At 42.5% G+C, this 17992-nt stretch carries 19 protein-coding genes; 12 read left to right on the plus strand and 7 right to left on the minus strand.

The genetic code is table 11. The annotated features are described in order from the left end of the window. Positions 1 to 120 precede the first annotated feature (120 nt). From proC to AM500_RS05945, 3 genes are all read right to left on the minus strand, one after another. Positions 121 to 972, minus strand: coding sequence for a pyrroline-5-carboxylate reductase (gene proC / locus AM500_RS05935; RefSeq protein WP_053598412.1), 852 nt, complete (start codon positions 970 to 972; stop codon positions 121 to 123). A gap of 601 nt (positions 973 to 1573) precedes the next feature. Beyond that, positions 1574 to 1912 (minus strand): helix-turn-helix domain-containing protein, encoded by a 339-nt coding sequence (locus AM500_RS05940; RefSeq protein ID WP_053598413.1) that lies wholly within the window; start codon positions 1910 to 1912, stop codon positions 1574 to 1576. Positions 1913 to 1928: 16 nt separating this feature from the next. Beyond that, entirely contained in the window at positions 1929 to 2864 is a 936-nt protein-coding gene (locus tag AM500_RS05945; protein WP_053598414.1) for an ImmA/IrrE family metallo-endopeptidase, read from the minus strand. A 396-nt stretch (positions 2865 to 3260) separates the two neighbouring features. On the opposite strand from AM500_RS05945, the gene AM500_RS05950 reads away from it, so the two are divergent. Continuing rightward, positions 3261 to 3509 (plus strand): hypothetical protein, encoded by a 249-nt coding sequence (locus AM500_RS05950; RefSeq protein ID WP_053598415.1) that lies wholly within the window; start codon positions 3261 to 3263, stop codon positions 3507 to 3509. 73 nt (positions 3510 to 3582) lie between these two features. Next, entirely contained in the window at positions 3583 to 3768 is a 186-nt protein-coding gene (locus AM500_RS25375) for a hypothetical protein (RefSeq protein ID WP_156319759.1), read from the plus strand. A gap of 88 nt (positions 3769 to 3856) precedes the next feature. On the opposite strand, the gene AM500_RS05955 is transcribed toward AM500_RS25375, so the two are convergent. Continuing rightward, positions 3857 to 4393 carry a general stress protein gene (locus tag AM500_RS05955; RefSeq protein ID WP_053598416.1) on the minus strand — a complete coding sequence of 179 codons (537 nt, stop codon included), beginning with the start codon at positions 4391 to 4393 and terminating at the stop codon, positions 3857 to 3859. Positions 4394 to 4820: 427 nt separating this feature from the next. On the opposite strand from AM500_RS05955, the gene AM500_RS05960 reads away from it, so the two are divergent. The 7 genes from AM500_RS05960 (at position 4821) to AM500_RS05985 (ending at position 10875) form a co-directional block, all read left to right on the plus strand. Next, entirely contained in the window at positions 4821 to 5405 is a 585-nt protein-coding gene (locus AM500_RS05960) for a transposase (protein WP_053598417.1), read from the plus strand. Positions 5406 to 5677: 272 nt separating this feature from the next. Then, positions 5678 to 6541 (plus strand): heme o synthase, encoded by an 864-nt coding sequence (cyoE, locus tag AM500_RS05965; protein WP_053598418.1) that lies wholly within the window; start codon positions 5678 to 5680, stop codon positions 6539 to 6541. Positions 6542 to 6872: 331 nt separating this feature from the next. Next, complete coding sequence (locus tag AM500_RS25380; RefSeq protein WP_156319760.1) at positions 6873 to 7016, plus strand: cytochrome c oxidase subunit 2A; 144 nt, start codon at positions 6873 to 6875, stop codon at positions 7014 to 7016. A gap of 12 nt (positions 7017 to 7028) precedes the next feature. Beyond that, positions 7029 to 7490, plus strand: coding sequence for a cytochrome c oxidase subunit II (locus AM500_RS05970; protein ID WP_053598419.1), 462 nt, complete (start codon positions 7029 to 7031; stop codon positions 7488 to 7490). 16 nt (positions 7491 to 7506) lie between these two features. Continuing rightward, complete coding sequence (locus AM500_RS05975; protein WP_053598420.1) at positions 7507 to 9186, plus strand: cbb3-type cytochrome c oxidase subunit I; 1680 nt, start codon at positions 7507 to 7509, stop codon at positions 9184 to 9186. 502 nt (positions 9187 to 9688) lie between these two features. After that, on the plus strand, positions 9689 to 10321 hold the full coding sequence (locus AM500_RS05980) for an SCO family protein (protein WP_053598421.1): 633 nt from the start codon (positions 9689 to 9691) through the stop codon (positions 10319 to 10321). Next, positions 10318 to 10875, plus strand: coding sequence for a hypothetical protein (locus AM500_RS05985; protein WP_053598422.1), 558 nt, complete (start codon positions 10318 to 10320; stop codon positions 10873 to 10875). The genes AM500_RS05980 and AM500_RS05985 overlap by 4 nt, the downstream gene beginning before the upstream one ends. Positions 10876 to 11022: 147 nt before the next feature. Here AM500_RS05985 and AM500_RS05990 read toward each other — a convergent pair whose 3' ends face one another. Beyond that, on the minus strand, positions 11023 to 12249 hold the full coding sequence (locus tag AM500_RS05990; protein ID WP_053598423.1) for an EAL and HDOD domain-containing protein: 1227 nt from the start codon (positions 12247 to 12249) through the stop codon (positions 11023 to 11025). Positions 12250 to 13280: 1031 nt separating this feature from the next. Here AM500_RS05990 and AM500_RS06000 point away from each other — a divergent pair. Both AM500_RS06000 and AM500_RS06005 read left to right on the plus strand, forming a co-directional pair. Continuing rightward, positions 13281 to 14735: a DHA2 family efflux MFS transporter permease subunit gene (locus AM500_RS06000; RefSeq protein ID WP_053598425.1), complete on the plus strand. Its 1455-nt coding sequence runs from the start codon at positions 13281 to 13283 to the stop codon at positions 14733 to 14735. A gap of 43 nt (positions 14736 to 14778) precedes the next feature. Beyond that, the gene (locus tag AM500_RS06005) at positions 14779 to 15216 is read left to right on the plus strand and encodes a universal stress protein (RefSeq protein ID WP_053598426.1); all 438 of its coding nucleotides are present in this window, start codon (positions 14779 to 14781) and stop codon (positions 15214 to 15216) included. 158 nt (positions 15217 to 15374) lie between these two features. Here AM500_RS06005 and AM500_RS06010 read toward each other — a convergent pair whose 3' ends face one another. Beyond that, entirely contained in the window at positions 15375 to 15824 is a 450-nt protein-coding gene (locus AM500_RS06010; RefSeq protein WP_053598427.1) for a CBS domain-containing protein, read from the minus strand. A 339-nt stretch (positions 15825 to 16163) separates the two neighbouring features. Beyond that, a complete protein-coding gene (locus AM500_RS06015; protein WP_053598428.1) occupies positions 16164 to 16991 on the minus strand; it encodes a hypothetical protein in 828 nt (275 codons plus the stop codon). 301 nt (positions 16992 to 17292) lie between these two features. Here AM500_RS06015 and AM500_RS06020 point away from each other — a divergent pair, with 301 nt between their 5' ends. Beyond that, complete coding sequence (locus AM500_RS06020) at positions 17293 to 17937, plus strand: hypothetical protein (protein WP_053598429.1); 645 nt, start codon at positions 17293 to 17295, stop codon at positions 17935 to 17937. The last annotated feature ends 55 nt before the right edge of the window (positions 17938 to 17992 follow it).

Below are 17992 nucleotides of genomic sequence, written 5' to 3' on the forward strand. Positions count from 1 at the left end.
AATGATTTTGTGCGCAGGGAGTGGACACTGTCCACTCCCTTAGGCTTTTTAATATGAGTGGGGCAAAAATGCACCCGTTTTTGGAATGAGTTGCCAAACTAAGGGCGTAGCCCATTTTGATTAAGTAGTGAAAAGTTTTGGATTATCATGGATATCACTGCTAATCATTTGTCCGAGTTTCCGGGATTGGGCAGTGGCTTCCTTAATGCAATTAATCAGGCTTTGATGAACGTGATGGTTCTCAAGGACACTGATGCCAGCTTCGGTCGTACCGCCAGGGCTGGTGACTTCCTGTCTGAGCTGGCGCGGCGGTTTTTCCGATTCCTTGAGCATTTGGGCAGCGCCTATCAAGGTTTGGACGATGAGGTCTTTGGCTAACTGACGATCAAGGCCGATTTCGGCTGCAGAGTTTTCCATCGCCTCGACGAGATAATAGATGTATGCAGGCCCGCTGCCTGAAAGTCCAGTGACTGCATCCAACTGGGTTTCCTCAACGAAGGTGGCAAGGCCGACAGTTTCGAACAGTTTTTTTGCCTGTTCGGCTTGTTGGGACGTGACGTGTCTGTTTAGGGCGAGTCCTGTGGCTGATTTTCCGATGGCGGCGGAGGTGTTTGGCATGGCCCGGACAATAGCAAGATTTTTGTTTGCCATGGTTTCTATGGTTTGGGTTGAAAGCCCGGCGAGGACAGAAATGACCAGCATTTGATCCGTTATAAAAGGAAGGACAAGTGGCAGGCCGGCTTTGGCGTCCTTTGGCTTCATGGCGAGAATCACGGCGTCAGCATTAGCGAATAAGTCGTGCTTTTCGTAGGTTACCGTGACACCATAGGTCTTACTTAGAAAATGAAGGCGTTCCTGGTCGCTTCTGTTTGTTACCCAGATGTTGCGGCTTTCGATCAGGCCATTTGCAATGATTCCCGAGATCAACGCTTCCGCGATCGATCCAGCTCCGATTAATACTAGCTTTTTCATAGGAACTCCTCCTTTTTTAATGTCTAGCTCCACAAAGGTAAGCTTCCCCGAAATTACATCGCACGAAATTACGCGATAGGGTAATGAGGAGCGCATAGCTCCTAGTGTACTTCGGTCTCCTCGTTACGATAAGTCATCATCGAATCGCTATCGCTCTTCGTGATTCCTTTATCTCAGTCGAAGTCCCTCCATTTTGTATGGCGCTGGTCAAGGCGCTTGCGCTTTTCTTGTAAAAATAAATGCAAAAAGGCCTTTCATCCGCAAAGGACGAAAGGCCATTCTTCCGTGGTACCACCTTTATTAGCCAATTGCTGGGTCGTGCGGCGCTATGGGCGCACGTCACAAATGGCTACTCAACTCCTGTATCGCTGGAGGGGCGGCCAGGTTTGCCTGGCAGCTCATAGGGTAGGTTCAATGTGCCAGAGGACGGTGAAGCCTTTCAGCCGGTGGGCTTCACTCTCTTTCGCCATGTTCCATTTACTAGCCTTAATCATTGCTTTGCTATATAGGTAAGATTGTATGAATTTTCTGAGTTTAATTTTCATTATGAGGGTATGGAGGGTTGTCTGTCAAGGATGTTTTTCTTTTTTTAAACCTTTTCTTACTTAAAGAGTTTTTCAAGGATGCGTTTTAAGGATTTTCCTTTTTTGTAGTAAATATCATCACGAAGCTTTTCGTTAATGGCCTGCCATAGCATAATTTCAACATCTGTTAATGGAGCTGTGTCTTCCTCTTTAATAAAAGCGGCAAAATACTCAAGTGGAACGCCATAAAATCTTGAAATATCCGCCATAATTTCAAAGGATACAGATTTTCGATTCCCTTTTTCAATCATACTTAAATACTGGAGGGTGACGCCTGTACCATGTGCCACATCCTCAAGCCTTAATCCCTTTTCCTGCCTAAGCCTTCTTAATTCCAGCCCCAATGGCGTTGACATAAAATTTCCCACTTCCCTAAGTAGATTCGTAGTGTGTATCCTTGAGCCTTACAATATAGTACCAGCTGATGATTGCTTCGCAAAAGGTGACTAAAATTTCCTCGCCTTTTTTTGGAAGCTTATAGTTTCTCAAATAAAAGTGAAGGAATTCATGTATAAGTGTCTGTAACTGCTCCGGATAATCAAGGTTTTCATTAATGACTACAAGCCGTTCTCCTGCATGAAAAACGCCCTTTATTTCCTTTAAGTCGAGGAAGATAACATTGATATTGTAGTTGGACGTAATTTTTTCAGTAAGTGCATCAATATGAGTCTGGTTTATCGAAATCAGTTTCTTATGAAAATAACCAATAAACGTATAATAAGATAAAAAGAGCAGAAGAACTAGATTTACAATTAACTGGTCGAAGAAAGCAAGAATCGGAAAAATTAATAACACTTCGAACACCATCGGACCGAATCTTTCCAGAAAAAGCTTGCTTGAAACGATCCCTGTTTCAAGGAATACATAAAGATATTTTAGCAGAATGCTTAGGAACAGCATACCCAGAGTCGTTAAGTAGCGAGCAAAATAATTCTTGTCGGAATGTTCATTATAGATTTCGTTACAAAAAATTATGATAAGGAGATAGATGGATGTCAATGAAATGATGGTCTGAAGGCGTCCTCGTTTCTGGATAAGGATTGACACGAGTGCGTCCAGCAAGAGATAAAGGATACCGTAGACAATTGAAAACCTGTCAAAGATGATTAATGACAAGATCACGTTAAAGAAGGAATAACCAAAGCCTGAAAATACCTTGAGATTGACTTGATCAAAAATGACCATGATAAACAGGAATAAAATGATATTCCATTCTAATTCTTTCGGAATGTCAATGTATAGGATTGTAGCCCCAATACTGGGGAGAAGAAAAATGAGAAAGATATAATTGCGTAGTGTAGTAGTCATCAGGTTCTCCTGGTCAAGTGATGTATCTTTCTTGTTTATCTTACAAAATAAATCCAGTGTTTTTAATAACTTTCCTTCTACAAAAAATGCGTTTTTTCTGCGGTTTTTGTCTGCTAATTACCCTTTGATTCAACTATTGTTTAATTTATACTTTTGAGTAGGGACTATTAGTAGGTTCCTTAGCAGTTTGTTGCTACCTCCTCACTTTATGTGCATTGGCCGAAGCCAATGCTTTTTTACTTTCAATTTTTTATCGTCTGTAAATTTCCGGCTGTCGAACGAAAAGGTTAGCATTCAACTATTGTAAATTTAAAATGAAGTTAGTAGTTCTTTATTGAGAACTTTCGTTTGTGGAAAATGAACAGCTCTACTAATTGATACGGGGGGAGATCAAAAATGAAAAAGCTATTATCAGGTTTGGCAGCCGGAACATTAGCAATGGGGATTATGGCAGGATCAGTATTTGCGTCAGTTACGTTTGATGCTTCGACAGGAACAGGGTTCGTTGGCAAGGGAGATGTGCAAACGGTGTTGGGGTGGAACAATAGTCAACTGCAAGCTGGGGCGGGTGGGCTAAAATTTACCTATGTTACTGTGGATACGTATGAAGTGACAGTGAGAGTGGATTACTGGGGAAGGGACTAGAGGTGAGAAAACCCATACAGTAGATCATAAAAGAACCGTTTCTGTTAATGGTGAGGTTCATTATGAGAGCAGGTTGAAGTCAAAACAACAGGTAACCGAGTTTAATCTATCTGGGTTAGGAAACCTAGTAGTGGAAGGGGCTGAACTTTCCGAAGTTGGGGATGAATATCCAGGGAAATCAGGCCAAACCGTAATTTCCGTGGAAAAAGTCTCAAGCACAGCCGAATTATTTGTAAACGGTGTCCTTCTTCAACAATAGACTTGTGTAGTTTAGGGTGGATGCTGGCAAGATCGCGTAGGCCGATTTCCAAAAAGTAAAGGCCAGGCAAGGAGCCTGGCCTAATTTGCTACAAATACATATGCCTGTTGAGTGACTTAGCTTCGGTAAAGACTTGCTGAATTTCATTGCGCTGGTGCTCTTCAACTTCGGCAAAAATGAGAATGTTGCCTTCTTTGACGAAAGTTTCATATTCCTTTGCGTCGGATTCGGATATGCCAGCTCCCGTGAGAGCTCCGACAATTCCGCCGCCAGTTGCACCGATTGCTGCTCCTGTCAGGGTTGCCGCAATTGGACCTGCTGCGACCAGCGGGCCAATTCCAGGGATGGCAAGCAGGCCAATTTCAGCAATCAGTCCGGTAACTCCTCCGATGACGCCGCCCGTTCCGGCACCGATACCAAACCCCTTGCCCATTTTTTTAGTTGGATTCTCATCACCGTCAACTGGTTCAACGTCAGTCCGGACCTCGATTTCATCGACAACATCGTTGCTTTTCGCAAAAACAGAGAGGTTATTCGGATCAAAACCCTTCGCCTTCAGCGTTTCAATCGCCCGAACCGCTTCCTCCTGGCTCTCAAACACACCACCAATAATTTGCTTCTCCATAATTGTCCTCCTCCTAATACTTACGATCTACAAAGCATGCCCTTTGCACCAACATGCCCCATATATGACAAGTTCCCTTCCGGATAAAGAGATAAACGTTATAGGGGTCAGTTATAGGGGTCAGACCCCTGCTGTGGACTTTCTTTCACGTTTGTCTTTTTGGAGTGGACAATTAGTTGGCTAGTTAAGGGGATGGTCATAAAAATTTGTTGTTGCGGGAGGAGTTTAAGGGATGATTAGGGAATAAGTAATAGGTAAAGATTTAACCTTTTTTCTTCCATTTTTTCTTCTGATCCATCTATTAGTTTCTTCCTCGGATTCTTTTATTTCTGCGTTATTTCATTCATCTACCCTTTACTAACTCTTCACTACTGCATTGGCTTCACTTTTCTATTAATTTATTTTTATATATTAGGAGGTATAAATTTTGCCGCGAAAGAGACGAAGCTGGTATCCTGGAGCGATCTTTCATTTGACTAGCAGAGGAATTCGGAAAGAGATGTTATTTTTTGATGAGGAGGATTATCAGAAGTTTTTGTTCCTGTTGGAAAAAGCGAGAAAAAAGTATCCTTTTGTGCTTCATGCGTTTTGCTTGATGACAAATCATGTTCATTTGCAGATTGAGACAATAAATGATCCGCCATGGAAGATAATGCAGTACTTGAACTCTTTGTATGCAGCGTATTTTAACAAGAAGTATGAATATGCCGGGCATGTGTTTGACAAGCGCTACGGTTCGGAATTAGTACATTCTGTGGATTATGAGGTGGAACTGAGCAGGTATATTCATCGCAATCCGTTGAAGGCCGGGATGGTCATGAGCCTGGAAGAGTATGAATGGAGCAGCTACCGGGCCTATGCCGGTTTGGAGAGTTCTCCTTTTGTGAAGACTGACAGGATTTTGGGTTATTTCCCCGAACCACAAACCTCAAACTACATCCACTATGTTAACTCCCCAACAATTGATCTTGAATTCACTGAAAATCCTCTACCTTCCATCTTCTTCCTTTAGCAGTTAATAGGTGTCTTTTTATTTCGGATCATATTTTTGCATGTGTTTAAAAACCTTGCGGAAAAATTATAATAACAGAACGAATCAGCCCGCCTGCATGTTGAGAAACTTACCGGCGGGCAACTTGCTTGCAAAAAAGACCAACATATTAGTTAATAGAGCTAAAACAAGTACGGATTAGTTAGCCTCTTGTTGTCCACTCCAGAAGGACACAACCGCCAAGAAATGCGGGTTTGAGAGGCAGAATGTCCACGAAAGGGGTCTGACCCCCAATGGTAAATGACATTAAGCTGTTGTTTAAGGGTTCGGTGTTGGTGGCGAATGTGCTGCCGGTGTTTAGTGGGTTTTGGTTGGCGGTGTGGTGGAATGGGTTTTCGTTCTTGGCACACTTGGATGTGTTTTTGCTGACGGTTGTGGGGAGTACGCTTGTGATGGCAGGGGCGCTTGCGCTTAATAACTGGTACGATGTTGACATTGACCGGATTATGGAGCGGACGAAGAAAAGGCCGACGGTAACGGGGCGTTTTTCGCTTCGAGCCGTTCTTATTACCGGGCTTGTCTTGTCCGTGATCGGCCTGGCCATGCTTCTGTTTGTCTCGCTTGAAGCAACACTTTATGCCTTGGTCGGCTGGGTAACATACGTGCTTTTATATACAATGTGGTCGAAGCGCCGTTACACATTGAACACAGTAATTGGAAGTATTTCCGGTGCAGTTCCGCCGCTGATTGGCTGGAGCGCCATCGATTCAAGCTTTCAAGTGATCCCTATCATCTTGTTTCTGATCCTGTTTTTCTGGCAAATGCCTCACACCTTTGCGATTGCAATCAGGAAGCATGATGAGTACAAGGCTGCCAAGGTGGCAATGCTGCCGGTTGTACACGGCATGGCTTTCACGAAGTGGCAAGTCCTGATTTATAGCCTGTGCCTTGTGCCGCTGCCATTTTATTTATGGCCGCTTGGCTGGGTATTCGTCGGACTGGCGACCATTATGAATATCGGTTTCCTGGCTATTGCCATTAAAGGTTTTTTTGCAAAAAGTGACCTGAAATGGGCGAGGCTGCTGTTCCTTTATTCCGTTAATTACATTATGATCATCTTTTTACTTATGATCATCGTGACACTGCCCATATATTAGGATTAGGGAGGCGCCCCTCGCTTGCACTCAACTGCAACCGGGTGGGGCCTTCTTTATTTTCATCAAAAACTTTCCCCAAGTTCTCACCAAACTCCCCCATTATTATAATCGTCACCATTTTGTCATGATTATCCTCACGAAAAACCACCTCGAGTAAGCACTATTTACACATTGTTAAATATGCAAACCCCTATAGCGACGGGGGTTTTAGTCGTTTTTAAAAAATCCAAATAGAAATTTTTGTCTTTTTTTGCTGGTGTGAGATTCCTCACACTATTGAAAATCATTCCCATTTATCATGAAGGTAAGAAAAGAAAAGGGGCTGATTTGAATGCCAAAGCTAAACAGCATCAAAAAGGCAAGCAAGGAAAAAGAAACATCGATGATTGGGACTTTCATTTCACTAGGCGGACTGTTGGCTGTCATTGTCATAACGTATTTTGTACTATTCGGCCTGTTCATGGCCAGGTTATAGGAGGGATTTCACATGCATCGTTCAGAAAAAGTCTGGCTGTCGTTAAGCTTCGGAATCATTATGATTTTTATGTTAATCACTGGTTATCAAACGTTCGCATTGGAACTTGGGCCTCCGAGCGCAAAAGAAACAATCGATCCGCAAAAGGTCGACCAAATTGCTCCATTTAACGAACCTGGCCTCAAGCAAGTTGGCGACAACGAATACGAAGTGGTCATGACGCTACAAGCATTCAGTTTTACGCCGATGAACATTGAAGTTCCTCAAGGCGCAAAAGTAACATTTATTCTTACATCAAAAGATGTTGTCCACGGATTTGAAGTGGCCGGTACGAACCTGAATACGATGGTTGTCCCGGGCCATATCCAACGTACCACTCAAATATTCGACAAGCCTGGAAGCTACCTGGTCCTTTGTAATGAATATTGCGGTGCAGGCCATCAGGTCATGAGCACAACAATTACGGTGAAGTAAGGGAGGGAATCAAACCATGAATGCGATATTAAAAGAAACATTTAAGGATAAGGCATCAAAAGTATTCGCAATGAACCCGAAGGATGCCGTCCTCGCTAAATCATATATGGCAGTCTCGTTTGCATCACTACTGATCGGCGGATTGCTCGGATTGCTGCAAGGACTTAACCGAGCAGGAGTTCTCCAATTGCCAACCTGGTTCAACTATTATCAGGTACTTACCGCACACGGTCTTATATTAATCCTTGTCATGACAGCATTTTTCACAATCGGCTATTTCTACTCGGCAATGTCCAATGACTTCGGCGGACTGCTTCCAAAGGTACGGAAAATGGGATGGGTCGCATACGGATTGAAAATTTTCGGTTTTGTGATGGCAGTCATTCCAATTCTGCTCAACAAAGCATCTGTCTTGTTCACATTCTATCCTCCGATGGCGGCATCACCTTGGTTCTACATCGGGCTCGTCTTCATCGTAGTTGGCGTCTGGGTGGCAGCGTTCGGTGCCTTCATCCAGGTTGCGACTTGGCGGAAGCAAAATAAAGGCCAGCACGTACCAATCATGTCGTACTTCGCAACCGGCGTCTTTGTACTCTTGTTCTTCAGCTCCATCCCTGTGGCAATTGAAGTCTTCATGATTATCCCATGGGCATTCGGCTGGGTTGAAACAATCAATGTTATGCTCGCCCGTACACTGTTCTGGGCATTCGGACATACACTCGTTAACATCTGGTATTTAACAGCAACCTCTGCCTGGTATGTCGTCATTCCGAAGTTGATGGGCGGCAAGCGCTGGAGCGATACATTGACACGTGTTGTCATCATTTCCCTCGTGGTTATGAACATTACTGGCGGCTTCCATCACCAGATCGTTGACCCTGGCATCTCTGAAGCAGTGAAATACATGCACGTATTCATGAGCCTTGCAATCGGGTTCCCATCCTTGATGACAGCTTACGCACTATTCGCTACGTTTGAAAAAACAGCAAGAAGAAACGGCGGTAAAGGACTTATCGGCTGGTACAAAAAAATGCCTTGGAAAGATGTCCGCTTCCTTGCTCCGTTCATGGCAATGGTAGCATTCATTCCTGCCGGCGCAGGCGGTATCGTACAAAGCACAAACCAACTGAACCAGGTTGTCCACAACACAATGTGGGTAGCCGGCCATTTCCACTTGACACTTGGCATGACTGTAATTATGACATTCTTTGGCGTCAGCTACTGGCTTATCCCGTATATCTCTGGCCGCGTGCTGACTCCGACTATCAATAAAATCGGCCTTGTCCAGACATGGGTATGGACAATCGGCATGACAACGATGGCATTTGCAATGCATGCAGTCGGGCTGTTAGGCTCGCCTCGCCGGACTTCCTACTCCACATACGGCGACCATGCAACCGCACTGGGTTGGGACCCTTATCTCGCGCTCCTGGCAATTGGCGGAACGCTCTTAATCGTTGGGGTAATTTTACAAGTATATGCAGTTGTAAATATGATGTTCTTCGCGCCGAAAGGCTTGACTGAGTTCCCTGTCGCCGACGTAGAAGAAGATGGATCGAAAACCCCTTACTGGACTGAACGCTGGGGCATCTGGATTATCGCCATGCTGCTTCTCGTCGCAATGGCCTATGTGATTCCAATAACTGAATTTATCGTTAACGCACCTCCAGGATCGCCTCCGTACAAGACCTGGTAAGGTGAGAGAGCAAGAGATAGCTGCACTGTACGGCTATCTCTTTTTTTGAAAAAAAAGACAGAAGTTTTGGTTCGGGTATTGAGATGGCCCATCTGAACCAAGCTGGCGCAAGGAGCTGCTGAACCAGTCCCAAAACAAGGAGCAATTGAATGGGCAGCATTCTTCAACAAGGTGATGAATGACAGGTCCAGGCACAAGCAAGTGTCATTCATAAAAGAGATGAATGACATTTCGGGTTTGCGGTACAAGCAAAATGTCACTCATAAAGGCGATGAATGACATTTCGAGTTCCCGGCACAAGCAAAGTGTCATTCATAAAGATGATGAATAACCTTTTGGGGTTCCGGCTGAAACAAAGTGTCATTCATAAAATGACCGTAGGTTGTCTTGGAATTGGCAGATTTGTACCGGCAAGTGTCGTTTCTGGAAAAACATCAAAATAAAAAATTTAAGACATCAGCCTCTCTCGGAGATATCAAAATTCAACTAGGAAGTGATTGCAATGAAAAAGCTGGGGCCCAATATGTGGGCAAGTATACTTGTATTGCTGTTTGGCCTTGGGCTGTTTTATGTAGGAACCGATGGATTCACCGCGTTTACAGCTGAGGCGGCCAGGGTGGAAAAGCTTAAGGCGGAACAGCCGAAATTTCCGGACGTGACGCTTGAGGATAGCAAGGGCCGGACGTATGGGATATCCGAGTTTGAAGGAAAGTATGTGTTCATTACCTTTCTCTATACAAGCTGCGGGACGGTATGCCCTGAACTTGAGATGAATATGGCTAAGGTGTATGAAAAGCTTCCGAAGCAGTACATCGGTGAAGATATTATGTTCCTGAGCATAAGCTTCGATCCTGAACGCGATGATCCTAAACGGCTGGATGTTTATAAAGATATGTTCGGAAGTGACGGTGAAACGTGGCGGATGGCGCGGATAAACGATAAGCAAGAGCTTGATGCCTTGCTAGATGAGTTTGGCGTGATTGTCATTCCGGACGATGATGGAAACTTTGCCCACAATTCGGCGTTTTACCTGGTTGGTAAAGACGGACACCTTGAAGATGTAATGGATTATACAAAAACCGATGAAGCTGCCGTGAAGGTTGAGCGGAAGCTGGAGGAGGGAAGGCAGCCATGAAACAGGCATTATACGGATTGATATTGCTAGTGGTACTGGCACTTCCTCCAGTAGCGAATTTCCTGGAGTCGGTCATGATTATCCATATGCATATGCAGATGCCGCTGCTGGTGATTTCGGGATTCTTGATTGGTAAGTTCTTTCAGTTGAAGTTCCCCAAGGTATTTGACAAGTGGAATGGGAATGGCGTCCCGGGGATATTGTTGTTTGCGATTATCATGGTGTATTGGATGCTTCCCCGCGCCATGGACGAGGCGCTGACCGAATGGACGGTTGAGATGTGGAAGTTTTTCAGCCTGCCGGTACTTGCCGGTGTGCCGCTCCGCGATAGCTGGGGAAAACTGAACAAAGGCGGGCGTAACATCGCCATCAGCTTCTTCACCGCGCTGTTCATACTAATGGGCTGGATCTACATCATGGCCCCCGACAACCTCTGCAACAGCTACCTCGTCATCGACCAAGTCATCCTCGGCTGGGGCTACATCACCACCGCCATCTGCCTGATAATCTACCTCGCATACACCTTCTTCGTAAATCCAGCCGATTACGAATAGAAGGTCAATAGGGGTCAGACCCCTATTGTGGACTTTTCTGCGAATTTGTCCGCGTGGGAAGGACATTCGAGAATTCTGGGTTTTTTATTAAGTAAACTATTGAATAAAATAAAAAAGACCGGGCGGTTTTTGCCCGGTTTTCTATGGTTATTTCATAATATGGTTTGCCCATTTTAATGCCTCATTATAGTAGCCAAGGGCAATTCTATCTTCGATTTGCAATTTTTGATACCATGTAGAAACTTCTTCCCAGTTACCTTTTTCTATGGAGGTAACAAAATCGAGTATCTCTTTTAACGGATTGGACTGCCCAATCAAGGCTTGATTAATATCTTCCTGGAGTGGCATTAATTTTAATACTTTATCCATCTCCATCCCAAGAAGCGAGTCCATAAGCGAGAACATACCTGTCAGGAAAAAGGAAGGAGCATCTTTTCGTTTCTTTTTATGCAAAGCAATCAACTCGCACATCCTCGCCCTGATTAGACTATTAATGAAAATTTCTTTTGACCATTCGCTTTTATTTGTCAGCGTTGATCTAATTGCCAGGATCCACAGCCACTTTGTTAACTCATTAAAGCCAAGCCGGACAATTGCTTGTTTAATCGAGTTAATTTTATTTGTGGGCAGGTATTTTGGAGAGTTAATTAATTTTAATAGTTTATAGGACAATGACAAATCCTGTTCAATCAATTCGGAAATAGAGTCAAGATCTGGATCCTCACTCGATAATTGATTGATAATGACAATATAGTTTTGGAAATGCTCAGGAACATCGTGTGTTGAAATAATAACCGGTTTTGCAAAATAGTAACCTTGAAAATAATCATAACCACTTCTAACCGCTGACTCAAATTCCTCTTCAGTTTCGATTTTTTCAGCAAGAAGCTTTACATTATATTTTTGAGGCATTTTTTCGATTATTCGCCTAACATGTACGTTTGTTGCTCTAAAATCCACCTTGATAATATCAACAAGTTCTAATAACTGAAACGATAAAGGATTTTTTGCGTTTAATATAAAGTCATCTAACGCAATTTGATATCCTTTGCTTTTAAGTTCCCTGCAATGATCTAGCAATTCTAGGTTTATTTCGATTGACTCCAATATTTCTATAATTATTTCATTTGGTTTAAAGTAGCTTGGCAGTTTCAATTTAAGCAGCTTTTCAGTGAAATTGACAAAACACGGTTTACCATTGGATAGTTCCTCGATGCCTATGTTCAAAAAGCTATTTATTATGACATCTGTGGTCGCCAGTTCACCATTTATTTCAGGAAATCTATTCATATGGTTATTTCGATAGAGTAATTCATATGCGTATAGATCTTTGGTTTTTTTGAATATAGGTTGTCTTGCGACATAGACCTCCATTCTTTTCCCCCTAAAGCAAATTAATATGAAAACAAAATAGAGACTTTTTTTCTAAATTGTAATTGCTTCACCCAAATAAATATTATTTTTGAATCAAAGTTTTTACATAAATTCTCATTTAATAATATAGTAAAAAATAAAAACCCTCAATAGGAATGTTAAATATTTGAAACACAACCATATACTGAAGAAGGTTTGTAGAGGTAAAAAAATTCATACTTATCATTCTATTTCCTCTCGGAAGGCACCAAACAAATCTAAAAGTGATTATTAACCTATGCAAAGTGTGGGGTGTTCCAAGATGCGCATTATTCTTAGCGTAAATTTAGCCGTTTTTGTGGGGGAATTTTCAATTGAAACAAAATCAAATCTTGGACGTTATATAGTTAAACTAAGTTGGGAGGCGGTCCGGATGAAGAGTATAGCAAAGCGCAGTGAGGATAGGAAGCAGCGAATTAGATGTCATGAGTTTAAGGAAAACAAACGGCGTACTTTCTATGAAACTATATTCGATATCTTCCTAATTTTGGGCGATGGCCTCTTTTGGATTATTACTAGATTCTTTAAAGGTATAAGCAAAATAATTGATTAACAAGGTAATGGACTTTGCGTTGCTAAGTGCAACATATCAGCCAGCTCACGATAAGGAACCGCCAGATATTTCTGGCGGTTTTTCTTATGTTCTTATTTGCCGGAAGTCCACGTGGAAAAGACAGTCACCCCAAGAATGCGGGTTTGAGAGGCAAAGTGTCCACGAGAGGGGTCTGACCCCAAAAAGATTTTTAAAAAAAGCTTGTTTTTTTTGATTTTGTATTGATATAGTTACAAAATGCCCGGTTGATATGTGGAGGGTACAATGGGTTTTGGGAAACGAGCAGGTATTTTAGCCAAGATATTGCCCTTCTTAGATTGGGGAAGGAAGTATTTTAAATAACGTTGTTAATTAAAAACAGGCATTTTTTCTGCGAGAAACACCAGTAAACGGGTAGGAATAATTGGTTTAAATACAATTGAAATAAAAGGAGATTTTCATGAGTACACAGATTACAGTTAAAAATCCAAAAACAATGGCATTTATTTTGATGTTCGGAGCGTTCTTAGGTTTATTTGCTGAAACAGCTTTAAATATGGCCTTAACAAATATCATGGATCAATTTTTAGTCAAGCCGGCAATTGCACAATGGCTGACGACAGGTTATTTATTGGTATTAGCAATATTGGTTCCTATTTCCGCACTTTTAATTAAATGGTTCTCGACAAGGCAATTGGTTGTCGGAGGACTTATTATCTCGTTAGCGGGAGCAGTTTTAGCAGCACTGTCTCCAAGCTTTGAAGTATTATTGGCCGGCCGTCTTGTGCAGGCTGTCGGAACAGGTATATTAATACCAGTTATGACAAATGTGCTGTTGATTATTTTCCCGATCCACAAGCGTGGGGTTGTTATGGGGATTATGGGGCTTGTTATTACATTGGGTCCAGCTTTAGGACCAACTCTTTCTGGCGTTATCATCAGTACGATGGGCTGGGAGTATATCTTCTGGATTAGTGCAGTTCTTTATGTGGTATTGACAGTTTTTGCAGCAGTTCAAATTGTGAATGTTTCAGAAATCACAAAACCAAAAATCGATGTTTCTTCAATTCTTTTGTCAACCATCGGATTTGGCGGATTAATTTTCGCACTTAGTACAATGGCTGAAGAACCGATTTCATCGGCTAAAGTGTGGGCGCCGCTGCTTGCAGGAATTGTTGCGCTTGTATTGTTTGGAGTCCGCCAAATGAACATGGCACAGCCGATGATCAATTTGCGCGTGTTTAAATATCCGATGTTTACATTAGGAACGCTGATGATGTTCCTAAGCATTTTAGTTATTTTATCAACAGCAATTCTCTTGCCACTATATTTAAAAGGCGCTTTATTAGTTAGCGCGGCAGTTGCTGGGTTACTATTGCTGCCTGGTAATGCTGTCAACGTCATTTTGTCACCAATCGTTGGGACGCTATTCGATAAATTCGGACCGCGTGCATTTGTAATCACTGGTTCAATCATCGTCTTAATTGGGAATATCATCTTTATGGTTTCAATTTCTGCAACAACACCTGTATGGCAAATCGTTGTAGCATTTATGGTTTTATTTGCCGGGCTGACATTGGTAACAATGCCTTCGCAAACAAATGCACTCAATACATTGCCGCGCCAATTTTATGCTGATGGATCTGCAGCTATGAATACATTGAATCAGGTTGCCGGTGCAGCTGGTACAGCAATCGCGATTTCACTGTTTACAGCTGGCCAAACCAGCTTCGTGCTGGATGCACCATCCGCTTCCCAGGGTGAAGTATTGGCTGCAGGCGTCAAGTATGCTTTCTACTTTATTACTGGTATATCCGGAGTTGCGTTAATTTGTTCCTTGTTTATGAAAAAGCCAACCGAACTCAAGGCAAAGTCTCCATCTATGGTAAAAGCAACAGAGCCTGTTCGCAGGTAGATTACCTCAGTTGAGATTATAATAAAGAAGGGGTTGAATTCAAATGGCAAATCATTATAAAAGCATTGTTGTCGCTGTCGACGGCTCAACGGAAGGAGAATACGCATTTCGCAAGTCAATTGATGTGGCCAGAAGAAACGAGGGTTCGGTGTTGACTATCGTAAATGTAGTCGATACTCGTTCGTTCGGACCTTATGAGCAGACATCTATTGGGCGTGCCGAGAAGCAATCCGAAGAGCTTTTAAATGGATACAAAGCTCAGGCTGAAGCCGAAGGCATTGTAAATGTAAAAACGGTAATCGAGTATGGATCACCAAGAACGATCATTACGAAAGAGCTTGCGGAAGTTGCCGAAGCAGACCTCATCATTTGTGGTGCTACTGGCCATAATGCGGTTGAACGTTTCCTGATTGGTTCCGTATCCGAAGCAATCGTTCGTTCAGCGAAGTGTGATGTCCTGGTTATCCGTACGCCAAAGTGACTTTGAGAATGCTAGAATTCCCTTTGAGAATGCTAGAATTCCCAGGAAGTTCAATGACTAAATTGTTTTAAATACTATAAAACCATTCGCAAGCTGAGTCTTGCGAATGGTTTTTTCTATTAATATTATTATTGGTAACTGTCTGCTTCAAAAGAAGCTTAGGAAATAACCTTTTTCGATATATTATTAATGAGGTCGCCTCTGCTCAGTACGCCAATGACCCGGCCCGCTCCATTGATGACAGGCAGTTTCTTATAATGATGCTTGGACAAAAGACGGATTGTTGTTTCGAAATCGTCATCAGGAGATACTGTGAGGATATTTCGTTTCGTCATAATCTCCTTTACCTCGGTATCCAGCTTTGCTTCGAGTACATCTTCAATCTCGCCATCTTCCCCGACATAAACAAGACCCGCAATCCCAAGGCGCTTTGGAGCAAGATAACGGAGTATGTCTCCATCTGAAACCATCCCCACCAAATTCCCCTGATCATCAACAACCGGTACACCGCCAATGCGGTTTGAATTGAGAACAGTCAGCAAATCCCTAACTGTATTCGAAGGCTTTATAGTAAAAACTCTCATAATCATGAAGTCTCTTACTTTCATTGGAATTACCTCTTCTCATATTGTAAACGCATACATTTCGGTATAGTGCTATCTTAACATAAATCCCCGGCCTCAATGTAAATGAAAAATTTTGTCGTTTTAGCGTCGAAGAAAAATCTATTTAATGCGGGAGGCCTCAACAAAGCAAAAAACCGCCAAATGCCATTACCAGCATCTGACGGTCAGGATAAAGAGTATAAAGATTAATAAGATTAAAGACCTATCCAAAAAAACAAACCGCCCGAACCTACCCACATCGGCAGTGTCCGCTCTAGAAACACACCCCGCCCGAAGAATGCGGGTTTCAAGGGCTAAGTGTCCACGACAGGGGTCTGACCCCTAAACCCCTAAACTCTTTTGTTCTTTCAGTGATTTTAGCCATTGTTTTTCGAGTGTTTCGGGGGTTTTTTGGTATGTTTTTGTTATGGCGGTTTTTAGGTCGGCTACGCCGTAGATTTGCATGTATTTTTTAATTCCATATGTATCTATGAGATAGGAGGTGAAGCTGGATGTTTTGGTCTCGGTTTCAGCGGAAAGTTCGTTGTCAAAATCATCCTCCGGAAAGGTAACGAGGTAATTCGCGCTGAACTCGTATGGATCAAGAAGTTCCACCATGCTGGGTGTTTGTTCAAAGTCAATGTAGGAAGAGTACTCTTCATGAACCGGCCTGCCCCAAAGTGACATGCTCAAATATCCGGTCAATCCTACTGCGGTCAAACGGCCTCGTGTATTCTCGTCTTGCTCAAAAATGTTCGATACAATCTGAAAATAATAGAATTGTTCATCCGCCATCAACTCCTCATCAAAATTAAGGATTCGTGGACTGAATAATGAGTAGTCTCGTATAATATCAAACTTTAATTCCTTTCGGAGCGGCAGGGTATCTTCGGTTAAATTGAGAACCTCGTCAACCTGATAGTCGAACCCTTCTTTAAAAGCCTGGAATTCTCCTTTTGTCAGCTTTGCGCTATTAAGAAGAGTAACTTTAATTCCATGGGTCGTAAACGTATAGCTGGTATCGACTGGTTCTGCGCTTAAAGCACTTTCATCTTCCATTATTGCATTAGGCTGAGTCTGGCTATAACCGCTGAATCGAATTACCATAAAGCTGATTCCGATTCCCAGAGCAAACCCTATTACTAGCAAGCCAATCGCTTTTCTTGCCATTTTGGCACTCCTTTAATTTTGATTTTACTGCTTCTTCCATATATTGTATCACGGGTGTTGGAAGAGAGAAATAACCTTTTTAAAACCACCTGATCACTATGTGTATAAAAAAATTGGAAATTTCCAAACAACAATTGTAATTTCGATATACCTTCTAGGTAAATAGTATTACACTTGAAATATAGGATTTTAATGGTTTCCTCTAATCCTTCTAACGTAGTAAATGAAGGGGGTGAATAATTTTGGCAGCTCCTAAATGACTCCCGTTTTGTGTCTATAGAAACTAAAAGGAGGTATTAGTATGAATAACGATTTAGAGTTTCATCAAGGTTTGAATGTATGGGGGGAAGATGCCCGCTTGTTTTGGAAATGGCGGGGGGTGATAGATTATTTTGAAAGGAGTAAACGGACCCCCGACCTGATTATGGATGTATTCACCAAGCTCGATATCCCCATTGCCCCACCCTCTGCCAGCTTTGTACCTTCCTTTGAAAAAACTTTCCTTGATGAAGTTGATGATTACAGCGATTATGATGATGAGCGTGAATCTTACCCTGAATGGGAACGAAACCACTTTCATAATTGGGAAAAGCCAAAGCCTGCTGGCATAAGCCTCGAAACCATTGGCGGAAGCAGTTTTTCATATGAGGGGTCTGTCGAAAAAGGGACATCAATTTCATATGGAAGCGGCTCAAGGGTAAAGGCTTCGAAGGAATTATATCAGGAGTTGCTAAAAACCTTTTCAGGGCAGACCATCATACTGGGAAATCCTCCAAAAGAAGAGAATGATTTAACCTACCTTAGAAATTGGCTTCTCGCAAACAACCACCCGAGAATACTTAAACATCATATTCCTTCTATATTAATGGCGGAAGGCTATGCTGAGCTTGCTGAAGAGAGCTTAATAGAGTTGCAAATCAAGCCCTATGAAAAAATAAGCGATTAACCTAAGTTTGCTCCAACCGTTTATTTTTCTTGGTTCCTAATAACTAATACTCATA

This window comes from Bacillus sp. FJAT-18017 (assembly GCF_001278805.1).
In the GTDB taxonomy this organism is placed as follows: domain Bacteria; phylum Bacillota; class Bacilli; order Bacillales; family Cytobacillaceae; genus Bacillus_D.

Excerpts from the sequence above, each read along its gene's own strand:
- proC (WP_053598412.1), bottom strand. The coding sequence starts at position 972 with ATGAAAAAGCTAGTATTAATCGGAGCTGGATCGATCGCGGAAGCGTTG.
- AM500_RS05940 (WP_053598413.1), bottom strand. The coding sequence starts at position 1,912 with ATGTCAACGCCATTGGGGCTGGAATTAAGAAGGCTTAGGCAGGAAAAG.
- AM500_RS05945 (WP_053598414.1), bottom strand. The coding sequence starts at position 2,864 with ATGACTACTACACTACGCAATTATATCTTTCTCATTTTTCTTCTCCCC.
- AM500_RS05950 (WP_053598415.1), top strand. The coding sequence starts at position 3,261 with ATGAAAAAGCTATTATCAGGTTTGGCAGCCGGAACATTAGCAATGGGG.
- AM500_RS05955 (WP_053598416.1), bottom strand. The coding sequence starts at position 4,393 with ATGGAGAAGCAAATTATTGGTGGTGTGTTTGAGAGCCAGGAGGAAGCG.
- cyoE (WP_053598418.1), top strand. The coding sequence starts at position 5,678 with ATGGTAAATGACATTAAGCTGTTGTTTAAGGGTTCGGTGTTGGTGGCG.
- AM500_RS25380 (WP_156319760.1), top strand. The coding sequence starts at position 6,873 with ATGCCAAAGCTAAACAGCATCAAAAAGGCAAGCAAGGAAAAAGAAACA.
- AM500_RS05970 (WP_053598419.1), top strand. The coding sequence starts at position 7,029 with ATGCATCGTTCAGAAAAAGTCTGGCTGTCGTTAAGCTTCGGAATCATT.
- AM500_RS05975 (WP_053598420.1), top strand. The coding sequence starts at position 7,507 with ATGAATGCGATATTAAAAGAAACATTTAAGGATAAGGCATCAAAAGTA.
- AM500_RS05980 (WP_053598421.1), top strand. The coding sequence starts at position 9,689 with ATGAAAAAGCTGGGGCCCAATATGTGGGCAAGTATACTTGTATTGCTG.
- AM500_RS05985 (WP_053598422.1), top strand. The coding sequence starts at position 10,318 with ATGAAACAGGCATTATACGGATTGATATTGCTAGTGGTACTGGCACTT.
- AM500_RS05990 (WP_053598423.1), bottom strand. The coding sequence starts at position 12,249 with ATGGAGGTCTATGTCGCAAGACAACCTATATTCAAAAAAACCAAAGAT.
- AM500_RS06000 (WP_053598425.1), top strand. The coding sequence starts at position 13,281 with ATGAGTACACAGATTACAGTTAAAAATCCAAAAACAATGGCATTTATT.
- AM500_RS06005 (WP_053598426.1), top strand. The coding sequence starts at position 14,779 with ATGGCAAATCATTATAAAAGCATTGTTGTCGCTGTCGACGGCTCAACG.
- AM500_RS06010 (WP_053598427.1), bottom strand. The coding sequence starts at position 15,824 with ATGAAAGTAAGAGACTTCATGATTATGAGAGTTTTTACTATAAAGCCT.
- AM500_RS06015 (WP_053598428.1), bottom strand. The coding sequence starts at position 16,991 with ATGGCAAGAAAAGCGATTGGCTTGCTAGTAATAGGGTTTGCTCTGGGA.
- AM500_RS06020 (WP_053598429.1), top strand. The coding sequence starts at position 17,293 with ATGAATAACGATTTAGAGTTTCATCAAGGTTTGAATGTATGGGGGGAA.